At 59.4% G+C, this 23,900-nt stretch carries 23 protein-coding genes; 7 read left to right on the top strand and 16 right to left on the bottom strand.

The annotated features are described in order from the left end of the window. Positions 1 to 80 precede the first annotated feature (80 nt). From rnhB to rpsB, 15 genes are all read right to left on the bottom strand, one after another. Positions 81 to 740, bottom strand: coding sequence for a ribonuclease HII (rnhB, locus tag BT116_RS11400; protein ID WP_072343408.1), 660 nt, complete (start codon positions 738 to 740; stop codon positions 81 to 83). Then, positions 737 to 1,867, bottom strand: a complete 1,131-nt coding sequence (lpxB, locus tag BT116_RS11405) for a lipid-A-disaccharide synthase (protein ID WP_072343410.1) — start codon at positions 1,865 to 1,867, stop codon at positions 737 to 739. Before lpxB ends, rnhB begins: the two co-directional genes overlap by 4 nt. Before the next feature lie 2 nt (positions 1,868 to 1,869). Next, the gene (gene lpxA / locus BT116_RS11410) at positions 1,870 to 2,646 is read right to left on the bottom strand and encodes an acyl-ACP--UDP-N-acetylglucosamine O-acyltransferase (protein WP_003198252.1); all 777 of its coding nucleotides are present in this window, start codon (positions 2,644 to 2,646) and stop codon (positions 1,870 to 1,872) included. Next, the gene (fabZ, locus tag BT116_RS11415) at positions 2,643 to 3,083 is read right to left on the bottom strand and encodes a 3-hydroxyacyl-ACP dehydratase FabZ (RefSeq protein ID WP_003184897.1); all 441 of its coding nucleotides are present in this window, start codon (positions 3,081 to 3,083) and stop codon (positions 2,643 to 2,645) included. The genes lpxA and fabZ overlap by 4 nt, the downstream gene beginning before the upstream one ends. Positions 3,084 to 3,188: 105 nt before the next feature. Further along, positions 3,189 to 4,244, bottom strand: a complete 1,056-nt coding sequence (lpxD, locus tag BT116_RS11420; protein WP_072343413.1) for a UDP-3-O-(3-hydroxymyristoyl)glucosamine N-acyltransferase — start codon at positions 4,242 to 4,244, stop codon at positions 3,189 to 3,191. Between the two features lie 3 nt (positions 4,245 to 4,247). After that, the gene (locus BT116_RS11425; RefSeq protein WP_003184901.1) at positions 4,248 to 4,751 is read right to left on the bottom strand and encodes an OmpH/Skp family outer membrane protein; all 504 of its coding nucleotides are present in this window, start codon (positions 4,749 to 4,751) and stop codon (positions 4,248 to 4,250) included. 45 nt (positions 4,752 to 4,796) lie between these two features. Continuing rightward, the gene (gene bamA, locus BT116_RS11430; RefSeq protein WP_072343415.1) at positions 4,797 to 7,172 is read right to left on the bottom strand and encodes an outer membrane protein assembly factor BamA; all 2,376 of its coding nucleotides are present in this window, start codon (positions 7,170 to 7,172) and stop codon (positions 4,797 to 4,799) included. A gap of 74 nt (positions 7,173 to 7,246) precedes the next feature. Continuing rightward, positions 7,247 to 8,599 (bottom strand): RIP metalloprotease RseP, encoded by a 1,353-nt coding sequence (gene rseP, locus BT116_RS11435; RefSeq protein ID WP_072343418.1) that lies wholly within the window; start codon positions 8,597 to 8,599, stop codon positions 7,247 to 7,249. Positions 8,600 to 8,651: 52 nt separating this feature from the next. Beyond that, positions 8,652 to 9,842 carry a 1-deoxy-D-xylulose-5-phosphate reductoisomerase gene (gene ispC, locus BT116_RS11440; protein WP_072343420.1) on the bottom strand — a complete coding sequence of 397 codons (1,191 nt, stop codon included), beginning with the start codon at positions 9,840 to 9,842 and terminating at the stop codon, positions 8,652 to 8,654. After that, a complete protein-coding gene (locus tag BT116_RS11445) occupies positions 9,839 to 10,645 on the bottom strand; it encodes a phosphatidate cytidylyltransferase (RefSeq protein WP_072343423.1) in 807 nt (268 codons plus the stop codon). Before BT116_RS11445 ends, ispC begins: the two co-directional genes overlap by 4 nt. Continuing rightward, complete coding sequence (gene uppS / locus BT116_RS11450; RefSeq protein WP_072343426.1) at positions 10,645 to 11,400, bottom strand: polyprenyl diphosphate synthase; 756 nt, start codon at positions 11,398 to 11,400, stop codon at positions 10,645 to 10,647. Before uppS ends, BT116_RS11445 begins: the two co-directional genes overlap by 1 nt. Positions 11,401 to 11,413: 13 nt before the next feature. Beyond that, positions 11,414 to 11,971 (bottom strand): ribosome recycling factor, encoded by a 558-nt coding sequence (gene frr, locus BT116_RS11455; protein WP_063322765.1) that lies wholly within the window; start codon positions 11,969 to 11,971, stop codon positions 11,414 to 11,416. After that, on the bottom strand, positions 11,968 to 12,711 hold the full coding sequence (gene pyrH / locus BT116_RS11460) for a UMP kinase (RefSeq protein WP_003198235.1): 744 nt from the start codon (positions 12,709 to 12,711) through the stop codon (positions 11,968 to 11,970). Before pyrH ends, frr begins: the two co-directional genes overlap by 4 nt. A 213-nt stretch (positions 12,712 to 12,924) precedes the next feature. Then, positions 12,925 to 13,791 (bottom strand): translation elongation factor Ts, encoded by an 867-nt coding sequence (tsf, locus tag BT116_RS11465; RefSeq protein ID WP_063322766.1) that lies wholly within the window; start codon positions 13,789 to 13,791, stop codon positions 12,925 to 12,927. Positions 13,792 to 13,985: 194 nt separating this feature from the next. Next, complete coding sequence (gene rpsB / locus BT116_RS11470; RefSeq protein ID WP_003198231.1) at positions 13,986 to 14,723, bottom strand: 30S ribosomal protein S2; 738 nt, start codon at positions 14,721 to 14,723, stop codon at positions 13,986 to 13,988. A 447-nt stretch (positions 14,724 to 15,170) separates the two neighbouring features. Here rpsB and map point away from each other — a divergent pair, with 447 nt between their 5' ends. From map to BT116_RS11495, 5 genes are all read left to right on the top strand, one after another. Beyond that, entirely contained in the window at positions 15,171 to 15,953 is a 783-nt protein-coding gene (gene map, locus BT116_RS11475; RefSeq protein ID WP_072343430.1) for a type I methionyl aminopeptidase, read from the top strand. Positions 15,954 to 15,997: 44 nt separating this feature from the next. Continuing rightward, the gene (locus BT116_RS11480) at positions 15,998 to 18,700 is read left to right on the top strand and encodes a [protein-PII] uridylyltransferase (protein WP_072343433.1); all 2,703 of its coding nucleotides are present in this window, start codon (positions 15,998 to 16,000) and stop codon (positions 18,698 to 18,700) included. 135 nt (positions 18,701 to 18,835) lie between these two features. Further along, the gene (gene dapC / locus BT116_RS11485) at positions 18,836 to 20,035 is read left to right on the top strand and encodes a succinyldiaminopimelate transaminase (RefSeq protein ID WP_072343436.1); all 1,200 of its coding nucleotides are present in this window, start codon (positions 18,836 to 18,838) and stop codon (positions 20,033 to 20,035) included. A 189-nt stretch (positions 20,036 to 20,224) separates the two neighbouring features. Further along, positions 20,225 to 20,545, top strand: coding sequence for a type II toxin-antitoxin system RelE/ParE family toxin (locus BT116_RS11490; RefSeq protein ID WP_072343530.1), 321 nt, complete (start codon positions 20,225 to 20,227; stop codon positions 20,543 to 20,545). Between the two features lie 10 nt (positions 20,546 to 20,555). Further along, a complete protein-coding gene (locus BT116_RS11495; RefSeq protein WP_057448352.1) occupies positions 20,556 to 20,858 on the top strand; it encodes an XRE family transcriptional regulator in 303 nt (100 codons plus the stop codon). Between the two features lie 306 nt (positions 20,859 to 21,164). Here the strand turns inward: BT116_RS11495 and BT116_RS11500 are convergent, their stop codons facing one another. Then, the gene (locus BT116_RS11500; protein WP_072343439.1) at positions 21,165 to 21,524 is read right to left on the bottom strand and encodes a DUF6124 family protein; all 360 of its coding nucleotides are present in this window, start codon (positions 21,522 to 21,524) and stop codon (positions 21,165 to 21,167) included. A 1,018-nt stretch (positions 21,525 to 22,542) separates the two neighbouring features. Between BT116_RS11500 and BT116_RS11510 the strand changes: the two genes are divergently transcribed. Then, a complete protein-coding gene (locus tag BT116_RS11510; protein WP_256572573.1) occupies positions 22,543 to 23,457 on the top strand; it encodes a hypothetical protein in 915 nt (304 codons plus the stop codon). Next, positions 23,457 to 23,900, top strand: a complete 444-nt coding sequence (locus BT116_RS11515) for a hypothetical protein (protein ID WP_072343448.1) — start codon at positions 23,457 to 23,459, stop codon at positions 23,898 to 23,900. The genes BT116_RS11510 and BT116_RS11515 overlap by 1 nt, the downstream gene beginning before the upstream one ends.

Genomic DNA, 23,900 nt, shown 5'->3' on the forward strand with positions numbered 1-23,900 from the left:
CCCGGTATGTCTGATGGACTTTAGGACTGCTTCGCAGTCCAGCGGGGATAAATCCCCTCGCCACAAAAGCAGCGTTCGCCTTAAGAAACAGGGCACTGACTGGTTATGATCAATCCTTCACGGGCTTCATAAGCCAGCCGCACCGGAGCGAACGAACGCCGATGGATGGGCGTCGGCCCAAGGCGCGCCAGGGCTTCCAGATGAACGGGGGTCGGGTAACCCTTGTGACCGCCGATGCCATAGCCCGGGTAAATCAATTCGAAAGCGGCCATTTCCCGGTCGCGACTGACCTTTGCCAGGATCGAGGCCGCCGCGATGGCCGGCACCTTGGCGTCGCCCTGGATCACCGCTTCGGCGCGCATCGACAGTTTCGGGCAGCGATTACCATCGATCATCGCCAGTTTCGGCGTGATGTGCAGGCCCTGCACGGCACGTTGCATGGCAAGCATGGTGGCGTGCAGGATATTGAGTTCATCGATTTCTTCCACTTCGGCCCGGGCGATGCACCAGCTCAGGGCTTTCTCGCAGATCTCGTCGTAGAGCTTTTCGCGACGGGCTTCAGTGAGTTTCTTCGAATCGTTGAGGCCCAGGATCGGCCGCTTCGGGTCGAGAATCACCGCCGCCGTCACCACCGCGCCGCACAACGGGCCACGCCCCACTTCATCGACACCAGCCACCAGTTCTTCCACTTCGGCGACCAGATTGAAGTCCAGGCCCATCTGTAGCTTTGAGTTGCTCATGGTTTTGCGCCAATCAGGGTCAGTACCGCGTCAGCCGCCTGGTTGGAAGCATCACGACGCAAGGTACGGTGGATTTCGTCAAAGCCTCGGGTCTGTTCCTCGCCACCGTCGATCAAGGGCGACAGCGTGGTGGCCAGCGCCTCGGCGGTCGCCTCGTCCTGCAACAGCTCCGGCACCAACAAGCGCTGGGCTAACAGGTTCGGCAAGGACACGTAAGGGCTCTTGACCATGCGCTTGAGAATCCAGAACGTCAGCGGCGCAAGGCGATAGGCGACCACCATCGGACGTTTATACAGCAGTGCTTCAAGGGTAGCAGTGCCGGAGGCAATCAACACGGCATCGCAGGCCGCCAACGCTTCGTGGGAACGACCGTCGAGCAGCGTCACCGGCAAATCGCGACCGACCAGCAACGCCTCCAGCTGGACGCGACGCTGCGCATTGGCACACGGCAGGACAAAACGTACACCGGGACGCAGCGCCCGAAGGCGTTCGGCGGCGTCGAAAAACAGGCCTCCCAGGCGACTCACTTCGCCGCCCCGGCTGCCGGGCATCAAGGCCACCAGGGGCCCCTCGGGCAGGCCCAAGGCCTGGCGGGCCGCATCGCGGTCGGCTTGCAGGGGAATGGTATCGGCCAGGGTGTGCCCGACAAATCGAACCGGCACGCCCTTCTCTTCATAGAACCGGGCTTCGAACGGCAGCAGCGTCAGCATCAGGTCGCAACCTTCGCGAATCTTCAGCACCCGCTTCTGCCGCCAGGCCCAGACCGATGGACTGACGTAATGCACGGTCTTGATACCGGCCTGACGTAGCTTGAGTTCGATATTGAGAGTGAAATCCGGCGCATCGATGCCGATGAACACATCCGGCTTTTCGTCGATCAAGGTCTGGATCAGCTTCTTACGCCGGGCCAGCAGCTCACGCAGGCGACCGAGTACTTCCACCAGGCCCATCACCGACAGGCGTTCCATCGGGAAATAGGACGTCAGGCCCTCGGCCTCCATCAACGGCCCGCCAACACCCATGAATTCGACAGCGGGATGCTGCGCCTTGAGCGCACGCATCAGACCGGCACCCAGAATGTCACCGGAAGCCTCTCCCGCCACCAGTGCAATACGCAAATTAGCCATGGTCAGCGAGTGATGCCGCGGGTCGAAGACTGGATGGAGTCGCGGAAGATCGCCACTTCCGGGTGTTGCGCCGAAGCCTCGGCCAGTTCGGCAAGTGCCTGTTCGACCGTCAGGCCCTGGCGATACACAACCTTGTAGGCGCGACGCAGTGCCGTGATCGCCTCTTCGCTGAAACCACGACGACGCATGCCTTCGAAGTTCATGCTGCGGGCTTCGGCCGGGTTGCCGAACACCGTGACATAGGCCGGGACGTCCTTGCCGATGGCAGTGCCCATGCCAGAGAAACTGTGGGCGCCGATATGGCAATACTGGTGCACCAGGGTGAACCCGGACAGGATCGCCCAATCGTCCACGTGCACATGGCCGGCCAGGGCGGTGTTGTTGACCAGGATGCAATGGTTGCCAATCACGCTGTCATGGCCGATGTGCGCATAGGCCATGATCAGGTTATGGTCGCCCAGGGTCGTTTCGGAACGATCCTGAACGGTGCCACGGTGAATCGTCACACCTTCGCGGATCACGTTGTGATCGCCGATGACCAGACGGGTTTCTTCACCTTTGTACTTGAGATCGGGCGTGTCCTCGCCTACCGAAGAAAACTGGTAGATGCGATTGTGCCGACCAATCCGGGTCGGCCCCTTGAGAATTACGTGGGGACCGATCACCGTACCCTCGCCGATTTCCACACCTGCGCCGACAATCGACCACGGGCCGACCTCGACATCGGCGGCCAAGACGGCCGTCGGATCGATGATTGCGCGAGGGTCAATCAAACTCATAGTTTGCGTTCCGCACAGATGATTTCAGCGGAGCAGACTGGCTTGCCGTCGACCGAAGCCTGGCATTCGAATTTCCAGATCTGGCGCTTGCAACTGATGAACTTGGCTTCGAGGATCAACTGATCGCCCGGGGTGACCGGCTGGCGGAAGCGCAGCTTGTCGGAGCCGACGAAGTAATAGAGCGTGCCGTCGGCAGGCTTTACGTCGAGCATTTTGAAACCAAGGATCCCGGCAGCCTGAGCCATCGCCTCGATGATCAATACGCCCGGCATGATTGGATGCGCGGGGAAGTGACCATTGAAGAACGGCTCGTTGATGCTGACATTCTTGTAGGCGCGAATGCGCTTGCCTTCAACATCCAGGTCCACCACCCGATCCACCAGCAGGAACGGGTAACGGTGAGGCAGGTATTCGCGAATCTCGTTGATGTCCATCATTTCGGGGGGAAGCCTATGTAAAGATTGGAAGCGCACGAGTGACGCGCACTCCGCTAGCAAATCAAGATGCCCTAACGGCTGTGCACACTTGATATGGAAATGGTATCAGCCATCTGATGAAGCATTACCGCCAGGGGTCACGTCCCCTACACGCTTTTCCACCTGCTTGAGGCGCCGCGCGATGTCGTCGAGCTGGCGGATACGCGCCGCGCTCTTGCGCCATTCGGCTGCCGGCTGCATGGCCGTACCGGAAGAATAGGCACCTGGCTCGGTAATCGAGTGGGTCACCATGGTCATCCCGGTCAGGAACACGTTGTCACAGATATCGATATGGCCCACCAGCCCCACGCCACCGGCGAGCATGCAATGCTTGCCGATCTTGGTGCTGCCGGAGATGCCCACGCAGGCGGCCATGGCGGTGTGGTCACCGACCTGGACGTTGTGGGCGATCTGGATCTGGTTGTCGAGCTTGACACCATTGCCGATGACCGTGTCGGCCAGGGCGCCGCGGTCGATCGCGGTGTTGACGCCGATCTCCACGTCATCGCCAATGGTGACGCCACCGATCTGGGCGATCTTCTGCCAGATGCCTTTCTCGTTGGCGAAACCGAAGCCTTCGCCGCCCAACACCGCGCCGGATTGAATCACCACGCGCTTGCCGATGCGCACATCGTGGTACAGGGTGACCCGTGGTGCCAGCCAGCCGCCTTCGCCGATCTCGCTGCGCGCGCCAATGACACAATGGGCACCCAGCGTGACGCCGGCACCGATACGGGCTGCGCTTTCGATGACCACGAACGGACCGACGCTGGCCGTGGCATCGACCACGGCATCCGCCGCGATCACCGCGCTGGGATGAATACCTGCAGCCGATTTCGGCTTGGGATCGAACAGATGGGAAATGCGGGCATACGCCAGGTACGGATCGGGCACGATCAGGGCATCGCCGGCAAACCCATCGGCATCAGCGGCCTTGAGCAACAGCGCAGCCGCCCGGCTGTCGGCCAGGTACTTGCGGTATTGAGGATTTGCCAGAAAGCTCAACTGAGCTGGGCCAGCCTCTTGCAAAGTGGCTAGCCCAGTAATTGCCTTCTCCGGGTCGCCACGCAGGGTGGCGCCGAGGAACTCGGCCAATTGGCCGAGCTTGATAGTCGCTGTCATGGATTACTTCAGCTGATTCATGCGCTCGATCACCTGGCGCGTGATGTCGTATTGAGGCTTGACATCGATCACTGCGCCACGCTCGAACACCAGGTCAAAACCACCTTTCTTGATGACTTCTTCCACGGCGCTGTCGAGTTTCGGCTTGAGTTGCTTGAGCATTTCGCGGTCGGCAACAGCTTTCGCTTCGTTCAGCTCCTTGGACTGGAACTGGAAGTCACGGGCCTTTTGCTTGAATTCAAGCTCCAGACGCTCACGCTCGCCCTGGGCCATCTTGTCGCCACCGGCCACCAGACGATCCTGAATGCCCTTGGCGCTGCTTTCCAGGCCCTTGAGCTTGGTCAGTTGCGGGCCGAATTTCTTCTCCGCATCCACGGCGTATTTCTTCGCCGCGTCGGATTCCAGCAGGGCCATCTGATAATTCAGCACGGCGATCTTCATGTCGGCAAAAGCCGGACCTGCGACCAGTACGGTCGCCAGGAGAACCAATTGAGTCAACTTACGCACGATGTACTCCTACAAAATCCATTGTCGTTGTCATGGGTCAGACGCTTAGAACGTCTGGCCGAGGGAGAATTGGAACACTTGGGTTTCAGCGTCATCCGGTTTCTTGATCGGCATCGCCAATGCGAAGCTCAAAGGACCCAGCGCGGTGACCCAGGTCACACCCACGCCGACGGAACTGGCCATGTTGCTCAGGCTGATGTCGTTGCACTTTGTGTCGGACTTGGTGCCGTTGGCGTTGGTGGTGTCACTGCAACTTGAATCGAAAACGTTACCTACGTCCCAGAATACCGAGGTACGCAGGGAGCGTTGATCCTTGACGAACGGCATTGGGAACAGCACCTCAAGGCCACCCTGGATAAGGACATTGCCACCGAACGGCAGTGGATCCTGGTCCGGGTCTCTAATGGTGCCCGGGTTATTGCCCTGACTCGGCGTACTGCGCGGACCAAGCGTACTGTCCTTGAAACCGCGCACCGAGTTGAAACCACCGGCGTAGTAGTTCTCGTAGAACGGCAGGCCATCGGTCGAACCGTAGCCGTCGCCATAGCCCAACTCAGTGTGCAGGCGCATGGTGTAGTTATCGGTTAACGGCTGGAACAACTGGCCGCGATAATCAAGCTTGAAGAACGACAGGTCGCTGCCAGGGATGGTGGATTCCAGCACCAGGCTCTGGGAATGACCACGGGTCGCCAGCACACCCTTGTTCAGGGTCGACTCGGACCAACCGGCAGACGCCTTGAAGTTCAGGTAGCTGTTGCCCTCCTTCTTGACGAAGTCGAAGATCTCGTCAACGGTGTAGCGACCGGTGTTGATCTTGTCCTGCTGGGCGGTGAGGCCGAAGGTCAGGCGCGAAGTCTCGCTGATCGGGTAACCCACGTTGGCACCGACACCGTAGCTGTCCACCGCATAGCTGGAGATATCGGAGTCGAGTTCGTCGTAGTCGGTGGTGCGATAGAAGGCGTTGTAGCCCAGGCTCACACCGTCAGCGGTCCAGTAGGGGTCCACATAACCGAAGTTGTAGCGGGTCTGGTACTCACTGCGGGTCAAGCCGATGCTGACCTTGTTACCGGTACCCAGGAAGTTGTTCTGGGTGATCGAGCCACCGAGGATCAGACCGGCGCTCTGGGCGAAACCGACACTGGCGGTGATCGAACCGGAGGCCTGCTCTTCAACGCTGTAGTTCACATCGACCTGGTCATCGACACCGGGCACGGCCGGGGTCTCGACGTTGACTTCCTTGAAGAAGCCCAGGCGCTCCAGGCGGGTCTTGGACTGGTCGATCAGGTAGGTCGAGGCCCAGCCGCCTTCCATCTGGCGCATTTCACGGCGCAGCACTTCGTCCTCGGACTTGGTGTTGCCACGGAAGTTGATGCGGTTGACGTAGGCACGCTTGCCCGGGTCCACGGCGAAGGTGATGTCGACGGTGTGGTCTTCATCATGCGGCTGTGGCACGCCGTTGACGTTGGCGAAGGTGTAGCCCTCGTTACCCAGGCGGCGGGTAATCAGCTCGGAGGTGGTGGTCATCAGCTTGCGCGAGAACACCTGGCCCTTCTGCACCAGCAGCAACGACTTGACCTGGTCTTCAGGCACTTTCAGGTCGCCGCTGAGCTTGACGTCACGAACGGTGTATTTCTCGCCTTCGTTGACGTTGACGGTGATGTAGACGTGCTTCTTGTCCGGGGTGATGGACACCTGGGTCGAGGCGATGTCCATGTTGATGTAGCCGCGGTCCAGGTAGTAGGAGCGCAGGCGCTCCAGGTCACCGGAGAGTTTTTCACGGGCGTACTTGTCGTCGTTCTTGAAGAACGACAGCCAGTTGGTGGTCTTGAGTTCGAACAGGTCGATCAGGTCTTCGTCAGGGAAAACCGTGTTGCCCACCACGTTGATGTGCTGGATGGCTGCCACGGTGCCTTCGTTGATGTTGACCTTCAGGCCGACGCGGTTGCGCGGTTGCGGCACCACTTCGGTGTCGACGGTGGCCGAGTAGCGGCCCTGGGCAACGTACTGGCGTTGCAGTTCGTTGCGTACACCTTCGAGGGTGGCACGCTGGAAGATCTCGCCTTCGGCCAGGCCGGATTGCTTGAGGCCTTTCATCAGGTCTTCAGTGGAGATCGCCTTGTTGCCTTCGATCTCGATACTGGCGACCGACGGGCGCTCGACAACGGTGATGACCAGGACATTGCCGTCACGGCCCAGTTGGATATCTTGAAAGAAGCCGGTCTTGAACAGCGCACGCGTGGATTCCACCAGGCGCCGATCATCCGCCTGCTCGCCGACGTTCAACGGCAAGGCACCAAAGACGCTACCCGCGGAGACCCGCTGGAGGCCATTGACGCGAATATCAGAGATAGTGAAGGACTCGGCGTGAACTTCGGCGATCATCAATACGGTGAGAACCGCAGTTAGCAGCAGACGTTTCATGAAGTCCTTTCTTATTCCAACTGGCAATAAACAAACTGCCGCAAAATGCGGCAGATTCGCAATTCAGCGAAGCGTTACAGACGACCCAGATCGTTGACGAGGGCAAGCAACATGACCCCGACCACCAAGCTGATACCGATCTGTATCCCCCAACCCTGCACCCGATCCGACAAGGGACGACCACGCGCCCACTCGATCAGATAAAACAGCAGATGCCCCCCATCCAGTACCGGGATGGGCAGCAAATTCAGAACCCCCAGGCTAATGCTCAGATAAGCAAGGAAATTCAGGAAATCAGCGACGCCCGACTGGGCAGAAGCGCCCGCCACTTTAGCAATGGTTATCGGTCCACTCAAGTTTTTTACCGAGAGCTCGCCGAACAACATTTTCTTGAGCGAGTCCAGCGTCAGGACGCTCATGGTCCAGGTACGACGCGCACCCTCGCCAATCGCCGCCACCGGGCCGAAACTGACCTCGCGAATCATTTCCGGTGGCCAGTCGACCGCCTTGACGCCCGCCCCCAGGTAACCGCTCGGCGCCTTGCTCTCGCCACGGGCGGCCAGGGTCACCGGGACATCGATTGGAGCACCGTCGCGCTCGATGCGCAGCACAATTTTGGTATCAGGACGTACACGAACCGAATCGACCACCTGCTGCCAGTCGCTGACCGGCTGGCCGTCGAGGGCCAGCAACCGATCGCCGGTCTTCAGACCTGCCATCTGGGCCGGGCCTTTCGGATCGAGTTCGGCGAGTATCGGTGGCATCGCCGGACGCCATGGCCGGATCCCCAGGGACCGGATCGGATCCGGCTCGTCGGCACCCTTGAGCCAGTTGTCCAAGGTCAGTTCGCGAGGCGAATCCACCGTGGAGCCCTGCTCGCGCACCATCAATTGCAACGAACCACTCTCACCCAGGCGACGCACCAGTTGCAGATTGACCGCCGCCCAGCCCGAGGTCAGCTCGCCGTCGATAGCGACGATTTCCTGCCCGACACCCAATCCGGCACGGGCGGCAACGCTACCCGACTCCACCGCACCGATGACCGGACGCACCTGCTCGCTGCCCAGCATGGCCAGGCCCCAGAAAAACACCATGGCTAGCAGGAAGTTGGCGATCGGCCCCGCGGCGACGATGGCGATACGCTGACGGACGGTCTTGCGATTGAAGGATTGATCGAGCTGGTCTGCCGGGACTTCGCCTTCTCGCTCATCGAGCATCTTGACGTAGCCGCCCAGCGGGATGGCCGCCACTACGAACTCGGTGCCTTTCTTGTCGTGCCAGCGCAGCAAGGGCATGCCAAAGCCCACGGAAAAACGCAGGACCTTGACGCCACAGCGCCGCGCGACCCAGAAATGACCGAATTCGTGAAATGTGACCAACACCCCCAAGGCAACCAGGGTGCCGACAATCATATAGAGCGCGCTCATCTGTTTTCTCCGCAATCCTGTCCAGGGCAACCCTGGCTAACGTATCGCAGCTTCAACGCCCGTGGCGCTGCAGCCATTGGCCCGCCAATTCACGAGCCCTGGCATCCGCCGTAAATACCGTATCGAGGTCATCGACCGAAACCACGGCCTCGAGATTCAAGACTTCCTCGATGATACTCGCGATCTCGAGGTAACGGACACGCCCATCGAGAAACGCTGCAACCGCCACTTCATTGGCGGCATTAAGCATGGCCGGCGCGCTGTCGCCCGCCTCGGCCGCCTGTCGCGCCAGGCGCAGACAGGGGAAACGCTGCTCATCGGGCGCCTGGAAATCCAGGCGAGCGATGGCGAACAGGTCCAGCGGTGCAACACCCGAATCGATGCGCTCCGGCCAGGCCAGGGCATTGGCGATCGGGGTGCGCATATCCGGATTGCCCAACTGGGCCAGCACCGAACCGTCGACATAGTCCACCAGGGAATGAATCACGCTCTGGGGATGAATCACCACCTCGACCTGGGACGGCTTGGCATCGAACAACCAGCAGGCCTCGATCAGCTCCAGGCCCTTGTTCATCATGCTGGCCGAATCCACGGAAATCTTGCGCCCCATGGACCAGTTCGGGTGGGCACAGGCCTGCTCGGGTGAAACATGCACCAATTCTTCCAGTGGCGTCTGCCGGAACGGGCCACCGGAGGCTGTCAGCAAAATCCGCCGGACACCCACCGCGCCGAGGCCACGGGAAAAATCCTGCGGCATGCATTGAAAAATCGCATTGTGCTCGCTGTCGATAGGCAGCAACACCGAACCGCTTTTGCGCACAGCCTGCATGAACAGCGCGCCGGACATCACCAACGCTTCTTTATTGGCCAACAGGATCTTCTTGCCTGCTTCCACCGCCGCCAGCGTCGGACGCAAGCCCGCCGCACCGACGATTGCCGCCATCACGGCGTCGACTTCCGGGTCGCAAGCCACTTGGCAGAGACCCTCCTCCCCCACCAGCACGCGAGTTTGCAGGCCGGCTGCGCGCAGATCGTCCTGCAGCACCCGCGCCACAGGGGCCTCAGGCACCACGGCAAACCGCGGCGTGTGGCGTATGCACAAGGCCAGCAATTCACTCATGCGTGTGAAGCCACTGAGGGCGAACACCTGGTAACGCTCCGGGTGCCGGCCGATGACGTCAAGCGTACTCAGGCCGATCGAACCGGTCGCACCAAGGACAGTGATCTGCTGGGGGCGACTCACGACGCTGCCATCCACAACAGCACGGCAAAGATCGGAATCGCGGCGGTAAGGCTGTCGATGCGATCCAGCACGCCACCGTGACCGGGCAGCAGGTTACTGCTGTCCTTGATTCCCGACTGACGCTTGAACATGCTTTCGGTCAGGTCGCCGACCACAGACACAAATACGATCAAGGCGGCCCCCATAAGGCCCATCAACAGCTGCGCGACCGTCCAGTCCCGCACGAAGCCGACCACAGTGGTGATCACCAGGCTCAAGGCCAGGCCACCATAGACCCCTTCCCAACTCTTGCCAGGACTGACCTTCGGCGCCAGCTTGCGCTTGCCGAAGGCCTTGCCGGAAAAATAGGCGCCGACGTCGGCCCCCCAGACCAACACCATCACGGCCATGATCTGCCAGTTGCCCAGCGGGCCTTGCTTGATCCAGATCAGCCCTTGCCAGGCCGGCAGCAGGATCAACAGACCGATCACCAGCTTGGTCGCCGCATTGGCCCAATGATGGGTAGTCTGCGGGTAGGTCAGGACCAGGAAGGTCGCTGTCGCCCACCACAGCACCGCGGCACCCAACACCCAAGGCGCGAGCCCGGGCATCACGTACATGATGAACAGCATGGCCGCCACGGCCGCTGCGTAGGCCACGCGCGCCGACTGCGCAGGAAAACCCGCCAGCCGCGCCCATTCCCACGCCCCCAGGGTCACGACCAGTCCGATGAACAGCGCAAAACTGGCGCCTTCGAGCAGGAAGAAACCGCCCAGGGCGATGGGCAACAGGATCAAGGCAGTGATGATTCGTTGTTTGAGCATTAAACCCGGGCTCCAGCTTCGATCTGCTCGCTCGTTTTACCGAAGCGACGCTGACGGGAAGCGAAATCGGCCAGTGCGGTGCGCATGGCTTCGTGTTTGAAGTCCGGCCAGAACAGGTCGGAGAAGTACAGCTCGGCATACGCCAACTGCCAGAGCAGGAAGTTGCTGATGCGATGCTCGCCACCGGTACGGATGCACAGGTCCGGCAACGGCAGGTCGCCGGTCGCCAGGCAGGTCTGCAGCAGTTCCGGCGTGATGTCTTCGGGGCGCAAGTGCCCGGCCTGGACTTCCCGCGCCAGCCGCTGGGCAGCCTGGGCAATGTCCCACTGTCCACCATAGTTGGCGGCGATCTGCAGGACAAACCGATCGGTACCCGCAGTCGCAGCCTCGGCTTCACGCATCGCAGCCTGCAATTCAGGATGGAAGCGCGAGCGATCACCGATGATCCGCAGGCTGATCTTGTTATCGTTGAGGCGCTTGGCCTCACGACGCAGGGCCTTGAGGAACAGGTCCATCAAGGCACTGACTTCATCGGCCGGACGCTGCCAGTTCTCACTGGAGAAGGCGAACAGGGTCAGCACCTCGACCCCTGCCTCGGCGCACACCTCGATGACCGCACGAACCGCATCGACCCCCGCCTTGTGCCCGGCGACGCCAGGCATAAAGCGTTTCTTGGCCCAACGGTTATTGCCGTCCATGATGATCGCCACGTGGCGCGGCACCGCGAACGGCACGGCCTGCTTGGTCTTTTCCATGAAAACGAGACCCTTATACGGCCATCAGGTCTTTTTCTTTCTGCGCCAAATCCGCGTCGATCTTAGCCACGTACTTCTTGGTCAGGTCGTCGATCTCGCCAGTGGCACGACGCTCTTCGTCTTCGCTGATTTCCTTTTCCTTGACCAGGTCCTTTAGCTGGCTGTTGGCATCACGACGGATGTTGCGCACGGCAACACGGGCGTCTTCAGCCACGTCACGAGCCTGTTTGGTGAAGCCCTTGCGGGTCTCCTCGGTCAGGGCCGGCATGGAGATCAACAGCAACTCACCCAGGTTGGTCGGGTTCAGGTTCAGACCGGCACTGCCGATGGCCTTGTCGACCGCAGCCAGCATGTTGCGCTCAAAGGCCACGACCTGCAGGGTACGCGCGTCCTTGACGGTGATGTTGGCCACTTGCTTGATCGGGGTATCGGAGCCGTAGTACGGCACCATCACGCCCTCAAGGATGCTCGGGTGCGCCTGGCCGGTGCGGATGCGACCGAAGTTGTGCGCCAGGGACTCCAGGGATTTCTGCATGCGCTGTTCAGCGTCTTTCTTGATTTCGTTGATCATTGTTGAACTTCCTCGATCAGTGTTCCTTCGGCGCCGCCATGGACGATATTCAGCAGGGCACCGGGCTTGTTCATGTTAAAGACGCGCAGCGGCATCTTGTGGTCGCGGCAGAGACAGATAGCCGTCAGATCCATTACCCCCAGCTTGCGATCCAGCACTTCATCGTAGGTCAGATGATCGAACTTCTCGGCATGCGGGTCCTTGAACGGGTCAGCGGTATAGACGCCATCGACCTTGGTTGCCTTGAGCACGACATCGGCATCGATCTCGATCGCTCGCAGGCAGGCGGCCGAATCCGTGGTGAAGAACGGATTACCGGTACCGGCGGCAAAAATCACCACTTCCTTGGAGTTGAGGTGGCGCATGGCTTTGCGGCGGTCGTAGTGATCGGTTACGCCAACCATGGAAATGGCCGACATCACGATGGCCGAGATATTGGCACGCTCCAGCGCGTCACGCATAGCCAGGGCGTTCATCACAGTAGCCAGCATGCCCATGTGGTCGCCCGTGACCCGATCCATGCCGGCCGCGCTCAGCGCTGCGCCGCGAAACAGGTTGCCGCCGCCGATGACCAGACCGACCTGAACGCCGATCCCGACCAGTTGGCCGACTTCCAGGGCCATGCGATCCAGCACTTTCGGATCGATCCCGAACTCTTCCGAGCCCATCAGGGCCTCGCCGCTAAGCTTGAGTAGAATGCGTTTATAGCGAGCCTGATAACCACTGCCCTGCTGAGCCATTGCGAATCTCTCCTGCGGCGTATTTTCGAAAATTCTTTGCAGGCTGTTTGCAGCCTGCGTCTACTCTAGTCTGACGCTGACACAGCGCCATCGGAACACGGCTTTGTAAGCCAGTTCCGACAGGAAACCAATAAAAATCGGCATCCCCATCCAAAAAGAGGCTGCGCGCGTTAAGCGGGCAGCCTCTTCAGGGCGACAGTTGTAAAAACCGTCTTATTGCTTGCTGGCAGCAGCTACCTGGGCAGCAACTTCTTCAGCGAAGTTGTCGACCGGCTTCTCGATACCTTCGCCTACTTTGAAGTAGGTGAACGAAACGATTTCAGCACCGGCTTTCTTCGCCAGGTCGCCGACCTTGACTTCCGGGTTCTTGACGAAAGCCTGCTCAACCAGGCTGGCTTCGGCCAGGAACTTGGAGATACGGCCGCTGACCATTTTTTCTGCGATTTCAGCAGGCTTGCCTTTCAGCTTTTCTTCGTTCAACTGCAGGAAAACGCCCTTCTCGCGCTCGATCGCTTCAGCCGAAACGTCCGAAGGCAGCAGGAACTCAGGGTTGGTTGCAGCAACGTGCATGGCGATGTCTTTCGCCAGCTCGGTATCGCCGCCCTTCAGGACAACCGCAACACCGATCTTGTTGCCGTGCAGGTAGGTACCGACTACATCACCTTCAACACGAACCAGACGGCGGATGTTGACGTTCTCGCCGGTCTTGCCGACCAGGACCAGGCGCGCTTCTTCCTGAGCTTCGATCAGCGGAGCTGCGTCGGTCAGTTTGTCAGCGAAGGCTTTTTCGACGCTGGCAGCGACGAAGGCCTTGAAGTCATCCTGCAGGGCCAGGAAGTCGGTCTGGGAGTTAACTTCCAGCAGAACGGCAGCCTTGCCGTCGTCCTTGATGGCGATGGCGCCTTCAGCGGCAACGTTGCCCGCTTTCTTGGCAGCCTTGATGGCGCCCGAAGCACGCATGTCATCAATGGCTTTTTCGATGTCGCCGCCAGCCTTGGTCAAGGCTTTCTTGCAGTCCATCATGCCTTCGCCGGTACGCTCGCGCAGTTCTTTGACCAACGCTGCAGTAATCTCTGCCATTTCAAAATCCTCTTGGATAGGTTTTCAACCATTCCACCCGATCGAACGGGCGATCAATTCTTCCTGGAAAACCACTGCTTATAGGCCACGGCAGGTTACAAACAGATCACTGCGCTGGCGACAAATGGTTTTCGAGGTGGCAAAAAGGGGGCCAAGCCCCCTTTTTGCTTACTGAGTCAACGCCAGGGCGTCAATTACTCAGCGGCTGCTGCCGGAGCTTCTTCAGCGAAGACTTCGGTGCCGCCATTCACGTTGTTGCGACCACGGATAACAGCGTCAGCCATCGAACCCATGTACAGCTGGATGGCGCGAATGGCGTCATCGTTGCCTGGGATGATGTAGTCAACGCCTTCCGGGCTGCTGTTGGTATCGACAACGCCGATGACCGGGATACCCAGCTTGTTGGCTTCGGTGATCGCGATGCGCTCGTGGTCAACATCGATCACGAACAGCGCGTCAGGCAGACCGCCCATGTCCTTGATACCGCCCAGGGAGCGGTCCAGCTTCTCAAGATCGCGAGTGCGCATCAGCGCTTCTTTCTTGGTCAGCTTGGCGAAAGTACCGTCTTCGGACTGGACTTCAAGGTCACGCAGACGCTTGATGGAAGCGCGAATGGTCTTGAAGTTGGTCAGCATGCCGCCCAACCAGCGGTGATCGACGTACGGCGAACCGCAACGTGCTGCTTCTTCAGCAACGATCTTGCCAGCGGAACGCTTGGTGCCGACGAACAGAATCTTGTTTTTGCCCTGGGCCAGGCGCTCTACGAAGGTCAGTGCCTCGTTGAACATCGGCAGGGTTTTTTCAAGGTTGATGATGTGGATCTTGTTACGCGCGCCGAAAATGTACTTGCCCATTTTCGGGTTCCAGTAACGGGTCTGGTGACCGAAGTGCACACCGGCCTTCAGCATATCGCGCATGTTGACTTGGGACATGATAGTTCCTTGATAAGTCGGGTTTGGCCTCCACGTATCCCAATGACCAACCAGCGGCTATATAAGCCAAAGGCACCCAGGTCATCGTGTCGACACGTGTGTGGATTTAAGCTTACGGGGTCATCCCCGGAAAGCGGCGCATTTTATACCACAGCAAGGGCGAAAACGGAACATGGAATCTGAAAACCTCTTGTGGCGAGGGGATTTATCCCCGCTGGGACGCGTAGCGGCCCCATACCAGGCGATTCAATCCACTTGATACACCATGCTGCCTGATTTGGGGCTGCTGCGCAGCCCAACGGGGATAAATCCCCTCACCACAGAGTTCCAGCCTGGAGAGCTCATTGTACTGATCGTCTGTTAGAATCGCGTTTTCAGGGCCGCCCGGATCCCCATCCGCCGCCCATTTCGTTTTGAACAGCGCCGTCGGGCGCAGAGAGAGCCTGTATGACCGTTACCCTCAAGACTCCCGAGGACATCGCCAAAATGCGTGTCGCCGGCAAACTCGCCGCCGACGTCCTGGAAATGATTGCCGATTACGTCAAGCCGGGCGTAACCACCGAAGAGCTGGACCGCATCTGCCACGACTATATCGTCAACGAGCAGAAGGCCATCCCTGCCCCACTCAACTACAAAGGCTTCCCGAAGTCGATCTGCACCTCGATCAACCACGTGGTCTGCCACGGCATCCCCAACGAAAAACCGTTGAAGGATGGCGACACCCTGAACATCGACGTCACCGTCATCAAGGACGGCTTTCACGGCGACACCAGCCGCATGTTCCATGTCGGCAACGTGCCGGAGTGGGCCGAGCGCCTGTCCAAGGTCACCCAGGAATGCATGTACATGGCCATCGAACTGGTGAAGCCGGGCTGCCGCCTGGGGGACATCGGCGAAGTGATCCAGAAGCACGCGCAGAAAAACGGCTTCTCGGTGGTACGCGAATTCTGCGGCCATGGCATCGGCAAGGTGTTCCACGAAGAACCGCAGATCCTGCACTACGGCCGTGCCGGCACGGGCATGGAACTGCAGGCGGGCATGACCTTCACCATCGAGCCAATGATCAACCAGGGGCGCCCCGATACCAAGGTGCTGGGCGACGGCTGGACTGCCATCACCAAGGATCGCAAGCTGTCGGCCCAGTGGGAACACACCTTGCTGGTCACCGAGACCGGATACGAGATCTTTACCCTGCGCAGCGATGACACCATCCCTCGCGTTTCCGCCTGATCCGAACCCAGCCTATAGATATAGATAGAAAGGAAAGTCATTCAATGCCGCAGGTGGATCCCGAACTCTTCGACCGCGGCCAGTTCCAGGCTGAACTGGCCCTGAAGGCAAGCCCCATCTCGGCGTTCAAGAAGGCGATCCGCCAGGCCCATGAAGTACTCGACCAGCGTTTTCGCAACGGCCGGGACATTCGGCGGCTGATCGAGGACCGTGCCTGGTTCGTCGATAACATCCTGCAAAAGGCCTGGGAGCAGTTCAACTGGAGCGAGGATGCCGACATCGCCCTGGTGGCGGTCGGCGGCTACGGGCGCGGCGAACTGCACCCCTACTCCGACATCGATCTGCTGATCCTGCTCGACAGCGCCGATCATGAAATTTTCCGTGACTCCATCGAACGGTTCCTGACGCTGCTGTGGGACATTGGCCTGGAAGTCGGCCAGAGCGTGCGCTCGGTACAGGAATGCGCCGACGAGGCCCGCGCCGACCTGACGGTGATCACCAACCTGATGGAAAGCCGCACCATCGCCGGCCCCGAGCACCTGCGCCAGCGCATGCTCGATGTCACCAGCACGGCGCACATGTGGCCCAGCAAGGACTTTTTCCTGGCCAAGCGCGCCGAGCAGAAGGCCCGCCACCACAAGTACAACGACACCGAATACAACCTGGAGCCCAACGTCAAGGGCTCGCCCGGCGGGCTGCGGGACATCCAGACGATCCTATGGGTCGCCCGGCGCCAGTACGGCACGCTGAACCTGCGCGCCCTGGCCGGTGAAGGTTTCCTGGTGGAAAGCGAAAACGCCTTGCTGGCCTCGTCCCAGGAATTCCTGTGGAAGGTCCGCTACGCCCTGCACATGCTGGCCGGGCGCGCCGAAGATCGCCTGCTGTTCGACCATCAGCGCTCCATCGCCAGCCTGTTGGGTTTCGAAGGGCAGGATGCCAAGCAATCCATCGAAAACTTCATGCAGCAGTACTACCGCGTGGTGATGAGCATCGCCCAACTCAGCGAACTGATCATCCAGCACTTCGAGGAAGTCATCCTCGCCCCCGAAGACGAAGAACCGCCGCAGCCGATCAATTCACGTTTCCAACTGCACGACGGCTACATCGAGGCGCGCAACGCCAATATATTCCGCCGCACGCCGTTCGCCATGCTGGAAATCTTCGTGCTCATGGCCCAGCAACCGGAAATCAAGGGTGTACGCGCCGACACCATTCGCTTGCTGCGGGAAAACCGTCACCTGATCGATGAAGATTTCCGTCACGACATCCGCAACACCAGCCTGTTCATCGAGTTGTTCAAGTGCAAGATCGGCGTGCATCGCAACCTGCGGCGCATGAACCGCTACGGGATTCTCGGGCGTTATCTGCCGGAGTTCGGTTTCATCGTCGGGCAAATGCAGCACGACCTGTTCCACATCTATACGGTCGATGCCCACACCCTGAACCTGATCAAGCACCTGCGTAAGCTCCAGTACACCCAGGTGTCGGAGAAATTCCCGCTGGCCAGCAAGCTCATGGCCAAGTTGCCCAAGCCCGAACTGATCTACATGGCAGGGCTGTATCACGACATCGGCAAGGGTCGTCAGGGCGATCACTCCGAGATTGGCGCGGTGGATGCCGAGGCTTTCTGCCAGCGCCATCAACTGCCGCTGTGGGACAGCCGACTGATCGTCTGGCTGGTGCAGAACCACCTGATGATGTCCACCACCGCCCAGCGCAAGGATTTGTCCGACCCGCAGGTGATCCATGACTTCGCCCAGATCGTCGGCGATGAAACGCGCCTGGACTATCTCTACGTGCTGACTGTGGCCGACATCAACGCCACCAACCCGACCCTGTGGAATTCCTGGCGCGCCAGCCTGTTGCGCCAGCTCTACACCGAGACCAAGCGCGCCTTGCGCCGCGGCCTGGAAAACCCCGTGGATCGCGAAGAGCAGATCCGTCGCACCCAAAGCGCAGCCCTGGACATCCTGGTGCGCGGTGGCACCGACCCGGACGACGTCGAGCAGCTCTGGTCGCAATTGGGCGATGACTACTTCCTGCGCCATACCGCCGGCGACGTGGCCTGGCACAGCGACGCGATCCTGCAGCAACCGGCCGATGGCGGGCCGCTGGTGCTGATCAAGGAAACCACCCAGCGCGAGTTCGAGGGTGGCACGCAGATCTTCATCTACGCCCCGGACCAGCACGACTTCTTCGCCGTGACCGTGGCAGCGATGGACCAGCTCAACCTCAACATCCATGACGCCCGGGTCATTACCTCAAGCAGCCAGTTCACCCTCGATACCTACATCGTGCTCGACACCGACGGCGACTCGATTGGCGACAACCCGGCGCGGGTCAAGCAGATTCGCGACGGCCTGACCGAAGCCCTGCGCAACCCGGCGGACTACCCGACCATCATCCAGCGCCGGGTGCCGCGCCAGCTCAAGCATTTTGCGTTTGCCCCACAGGTGACGATCCACAACGACGCCCAGCGCCAGGTCACCGTCCTGGAACTCAGCGCCCCGGACCGCCCGGGCCTGCTGGCGCGAATCGGCCATATTTTCCTGGAGTTCGACCTGTCGCTGCAAAACGCCAAGATCGCCACCCTCGGCGAACGGGTGGAAGACGTCTTCTTCATCACCGACGCACATAACCAACCGCTGTCCGATCCGCAGCTGTGCAGCCGCTTGCAGGAAGCGATCGTGCAGCATTTGAGCGTCAACCAGGAACCCGATGCTCACATGACACGTATCAGCATCTGAACGAACAATCCCCCTCTGTGGGAGCGAGCTTGCTCGCGATAGCGGCGGAACATCCAGCATTGATGCTGCTGACACACCGCCATCGCGAGCAAGCTCGCTCCCACAAGGACCGCGCCCACATTGACGAGGCCCTCGATGAACAACGCTTTGAACCAGTTGCAGCCCTACCCGTTCGAAAAGCTCCGCGCCTTGCTTGGCAGCGTCACGCCCAACCCGGACAAGCGCCCGATCGCCCTGTCCATCGGCGAGCCCAAGCATCGCTCGCCCAGCTTCGTGGCTGAAGCCCTGGCCAGCAACCTGGAAAAAATGGCCGTGTACCCGACCACCCTCGGCATCCCGGAACTGCGCGAAGCCATCACCGGCTGGTGCGAGCGTCGCTTCAACGTGCCGAACGGCTGGCTGGACCCGGCGCGCCATGTGCTGCCGGTCAATGGCACCCGTGAAGCCTTGTTCGCCTTCACCCAGACTGTGGTCAACCGTGGCGACGATGCCTTGGTGGTCAGCCCGAACCCGTTCTACCAGATCTACGAAGGCGCGGCGTTCCTGGCCGGAGCCAAGCCGCACTACCTGCCGTGCCTGGACGAAAACGGCTTCAATCCGGATTTCGATGCCGTCTCGCCGGACATCTGGAAGCGCTGCCAGATCCTGTTCCTGTGCTCTCCTGGCAACCCGACCGGGGCGCTGATCCCGGTGGAGGTGCTGAAAAAACTCATCGCCCTGGCTGACGAACATGACTTCGTCATCGCGGCGGACGAGTGCTACAGCGAACTGTACTTCGACGAACAGACCCCGCCGCCGGGGCTGCTCAGCGCCTGCGTCGAACTGGGGCGCAAGGATTTCAAGCGCTGCGTGGTGTTCCACAGCCTGTCCAAGCGCTCCAACCTGCCAGGCTTGCGCTCCGGTTTCGTCGCCGGCGACGCGGACATCCTCAAGGGTTTCCTGCTGTACCGCACCTACCACGGCTGCGCCATGCCGGTTCAGACCCAACTGGCGAGCATCGCGGCGTGGAACGATGAAGTGCACGTACGGGCCAACCGTGCGCTGTACCGGGAAAAATTCGACGCAGTGCTGGAAATCCTCAGCCCGGTGCTGGACGTGCAGCGTCCTGATGGCAGTTTCTACCTGTGGCCAAACGTGGCCGGCGACGACGCGGTGTTCTGCCGCGACCTGTTCGAGCAGGAACACGTGACCGTGGTGCCGGGCTCCTACCTGTCCCGTGAAGTGGATGGCGTCAACCCAGGCGCCGGGCGTGTGCGCATGGCCCTGGTTGCGCCATTGGCCGAATGCGTGGAAGCGGCGGAGCGGATTCGCGCGTTTATCCAGCGTCGGGGTTGATGGCTGTATCGCGCTGAAGCGGACCGCTGTTGGGGCGTGGGAGCTTGCTCCCGCTGGGCTGCGCAGCGGCCCCAACAGCAACATCCGTACCGGCCACCCCCTCCCCCTGTACAAATCCTCAGTGATGCCTAGGTTGCGCAATGCACCTATTTCGGTACACTTCATTCATGGTTGATATTGCCCCCCATACTGAACGTACGTTTTTTCCGCACAGACGCTGGGAATGAACCCGTTCGCGAATGGCTGACTGACCTGCCTCGCGAGCACAGACGGATGATCGGAACTGACATCAAGACAGTTCAGATTGGTTGGCCGATAGGTATGCCGGTGGTTCGCAAGCTGGACACTGGGCTATGGGAGGTCAGGATTGACCTTGGAGATACCATTGCCCGTGTTCTCTTCACCGTGGTGGGCTCCGATATGGTTCTACTCCACGGCTTCATCAAGAAAAGTCAAAAAACGCCAACCACCGACATGGCAACCGCCAAGCAGCGCAAAGCAAGATTATGAGGTACCGCAAATGAACAAGCATATTGGATCTGATTTTGACGATTTCCTCGCCGAGCAAGGCATCGCCGAAGAAGTTTCCGCCGCTGCGCTCAAACGCGTTATTGCCTGGCAGATTGCCGAAGCCATGAAGCTTCAGAAAGTGACCAAAAAGGCCTTGGCACAACGGATGCACACCAGTCGCACTGCTGTTGATCGTGCGCTGGATCAGAACGATGCAGGAATGACACTGGCAACGCTTGCCAGCGCGGCGCGTGCGCTGGGTCAGAGGGTGGAAGTACGGTTGGTGCCGGAGCAGGAAGAGGCCCACGCATAAGCGCTTTTTGTGGCAAGGGAGCTTGCTCCCGCTGGGCTGAGCAGCGGCCCCCACGGCAGTCAACTCAATTTGCTTGATACACCGGGTTGTCAGGTTTTGGGGGCGCTTCGCGCCCCAGCGGGAGCAAGCTCCCTCGCCACAGGGGTCTGGCGTTGATTGAATTGATCGTTCCCACGCTCTGCGTGGGAATGCATCCCGTGACGCTCTGCGTCACCTCCAGAAACGGAACGCAGAGCGTCCCTGGCGGCATTCCCACGCGGAGCGTGGGAACGATCAGTGTTGGCCGGATGGTCGGCATCTATGGCATCAAATCCGAAGCTCTGCTCGGTCCAGGCACTTGTTCGCCAACAACGCCCCCAACTCGATCATCTGCGCCACTCCCAATGCTACATGCCGCCGCGAGCCGTCCAAGCCAAACGCCAGGTCGCTGAGCATCGCATTGGCCGAAGCCAGGGTTTCGCTGAGGTTGGCTAGTAGGGCTTCGGTATCGACACTGTCCGACACGGTGAACAACTGTACCGAGGGCTTGGGGCCTGACTCGCTGTCGTCAGGCTTGAGGTAATGATCCAGCGCACGATCAGCGGCTTCTTGCAGCTTTTCGGGGGCGTAGTCGCCGTAAGGGAAAGTAGAGGCAGGTTTGGGTGAGGTTTGAGATTCTTTGGTCATGAAACTGCTACCTAGAGCTGAAGTATTGGAAACCCTGCACTTAATAGCGCAGAAGTATGTGCTCCTAGGGAAAGTTCGGATTCTCACGTCCGGCCGCTGAATTGGCAGCGACACCCAAAGGCTAGAGCCCTCGCTTCCGACGGACAACCTTAAAAACTTGTCGGAAACTTCGGCGCGTCTGTCAGACCACGATCGCCTGCTCAGACAAGAAAAGAAATAAAATGTACTGCGATAAGCGAAACCATTGATTTCGTTGGCTTAGTGCGTCGACACATCCCAGACAACGCTGTTTAGAGCGTGCAAGCTGGCTTGAATTCGCTAATACCAGTAGCCATGATCGCCCCCGTCACCAGCGAGAGCTGGCAGGAGTCTGGGTCCCTCTCGAGGTTGACCCAGCGGCGCAGAAAGGGCGAAGCAAGCTCAACTGCGTGTCGATTGAAGCCGCCTTCGGGCGGCTTTGCTTTTTCATGAGGATAAGGAAGGCCTCTTTATTACCATCCAAAGCAAGCTGCTGGGGGTTTCGACCAGCCAGGCGCCCCTGGCTGCGGAAGCTCGTCTGCTCGGCGCTAACCTGCCCGCCTACAAGGCTGATTGGGATGTCCAGGTGGTGAGTCATTTAGAGCTCGGTCTCCTTGGGAGCGCTCTTCAGGAGTCTGCCGTGAAGCGGGTCATGGCGCTGTCGCTGTTGTTGGAGTGGATGCCGACTCTTAACCAGTTTTGCGGTCGGGATTGTTGATAGTTGCGCCACTCATCATAGTTACCCGGGTTGAATGCATCCTCATACTCGTTCTGATCATCTAGTGCTGCGGTCATAACCAATTAGTAGTGGCTATAAGCACAGCACTGTGTTTATAGCCAGTTTAATTAGTTACCAATTTTCTTATAAATCGTAGACCTGCCTCTGGCCATTTGATAGCGTCGCTTAACGCGGTGCCCAGCACCCTATGCGATATCTGAGGTAGACCTTCGCTCCCTCGGAAATGGACTAATCGATACGCGTGGTAAGGCAGGCGAGCTTTTGATTATCACACCAATGGGGCCTTTCAACGGAACGACTTGGGAGGCGACGCTTCAGCTCGTCCTGAAGGCAAAATTCGGCGCTGACGGATACCAGCACGTTCCTGCTACGCCAGGCGATTTCGGTATCGAGGGATTTACCAAGCATACCGGGCTTGCCTTCCAGTGCTATTGCCCAGACACGCACTACGAGCGCAAAGAGCTCAACAAGAAGCAGCAAGACAAGATCACAAAAGACCTCAAGAAGCTGAAGGATAACCAAACCAGCCTCTTGGGGATTCTCGGCGGTACCAAAATCAAAGACTGGTACTTCATCACGCCCGAAATTGCCCACAACGCCTTGCTGACCCATGCTCAGAAAAAACAGGATGAGGTCAGAGCCTGGGGGCTGCCTCATTTGGACGAGAACTTCACAGTGCTCGTTCAGGACATTGGGTTCTACACCCAGGAAATAAACCAGCACCGTATAACAGCCGGAATACCGATCTCCATGGGCCAGGACAAGCAGTCCATTCCCAAGGTTAACGGCAGCCCAACCGCCTACGACGAAAACCTGCAGCGCAAGACTCAATTACGCATGTCCGACAAAGGTGAGCGCGCGACCGCCGCCCTGCTCGGCAAAACCAAGGACTCTTTCCTGGATCACGACAGCTTCTTCCAGATGCTGTACGAAAAAGCGCCTCAGACATATTTCCAGGTCGCGAAAACCCTCAACGGCTTTGAGGAAAACGTGGATGAATGGAGCCTGACCGCCTCCGGTCACCCTGACGATCTGGTTAAAATGGTTAAGGAACGTCTATCTGATCGGCTGATGGCCGATGAGCAACTGCTGATCGATGGAACACTCACGGACGACATAGTACGCAGAACAGTCGCCCGTTGGCTCGCGGTCTGCCAACTGGACTTCTATAGCTGATGGCAACGATCAACTTCACCGTAAGACCGATGCCGGTTTTGACCGAACTCAGACCGATGTACAAAATCAGCCAAGCATTACTGATTCTCTCGATCTGTGGGCACGGCAGCAAATGCAGCCTGGTCAAACTGCATCTGATGCACTGGGCGATGAAAACGCCTCGACGCATGGAAACATTGATCCTTGCTGCACAACTTGGCCAAATCAGCCTTCCCGTCTGGGGATTCGACCCTGCGCTGTCCATCGCCCTGCAGCTCGCTTTCAGAGACGGGCTGATCGAGCCTACGTCGAATGGCTTCAAGCTCTTGCCCAAAGGGGCGCTGCTGGTAAAAGACATCATGAGCGATGAAACCGTCATGATCGAAGAGAAGGCCGCACTTTCGAAAATCGGCAGGAAGATCACTGAAACTATGGTCAAGACCATATCCAAGGAATGGGAATAG

It is taken from the genome of Pseudomonas sp. NFACC16-2 (genome assembly GCF_900119205.1).
Taxonomy (GTDB): domain Bacteria; phylum Pseudomonadota; class Gammaproteobacteria; order Pseudomonadales; family Pseudomonadaceae; genus Aquipseudomonas; species Aquipseudomonas fluorescens_Q.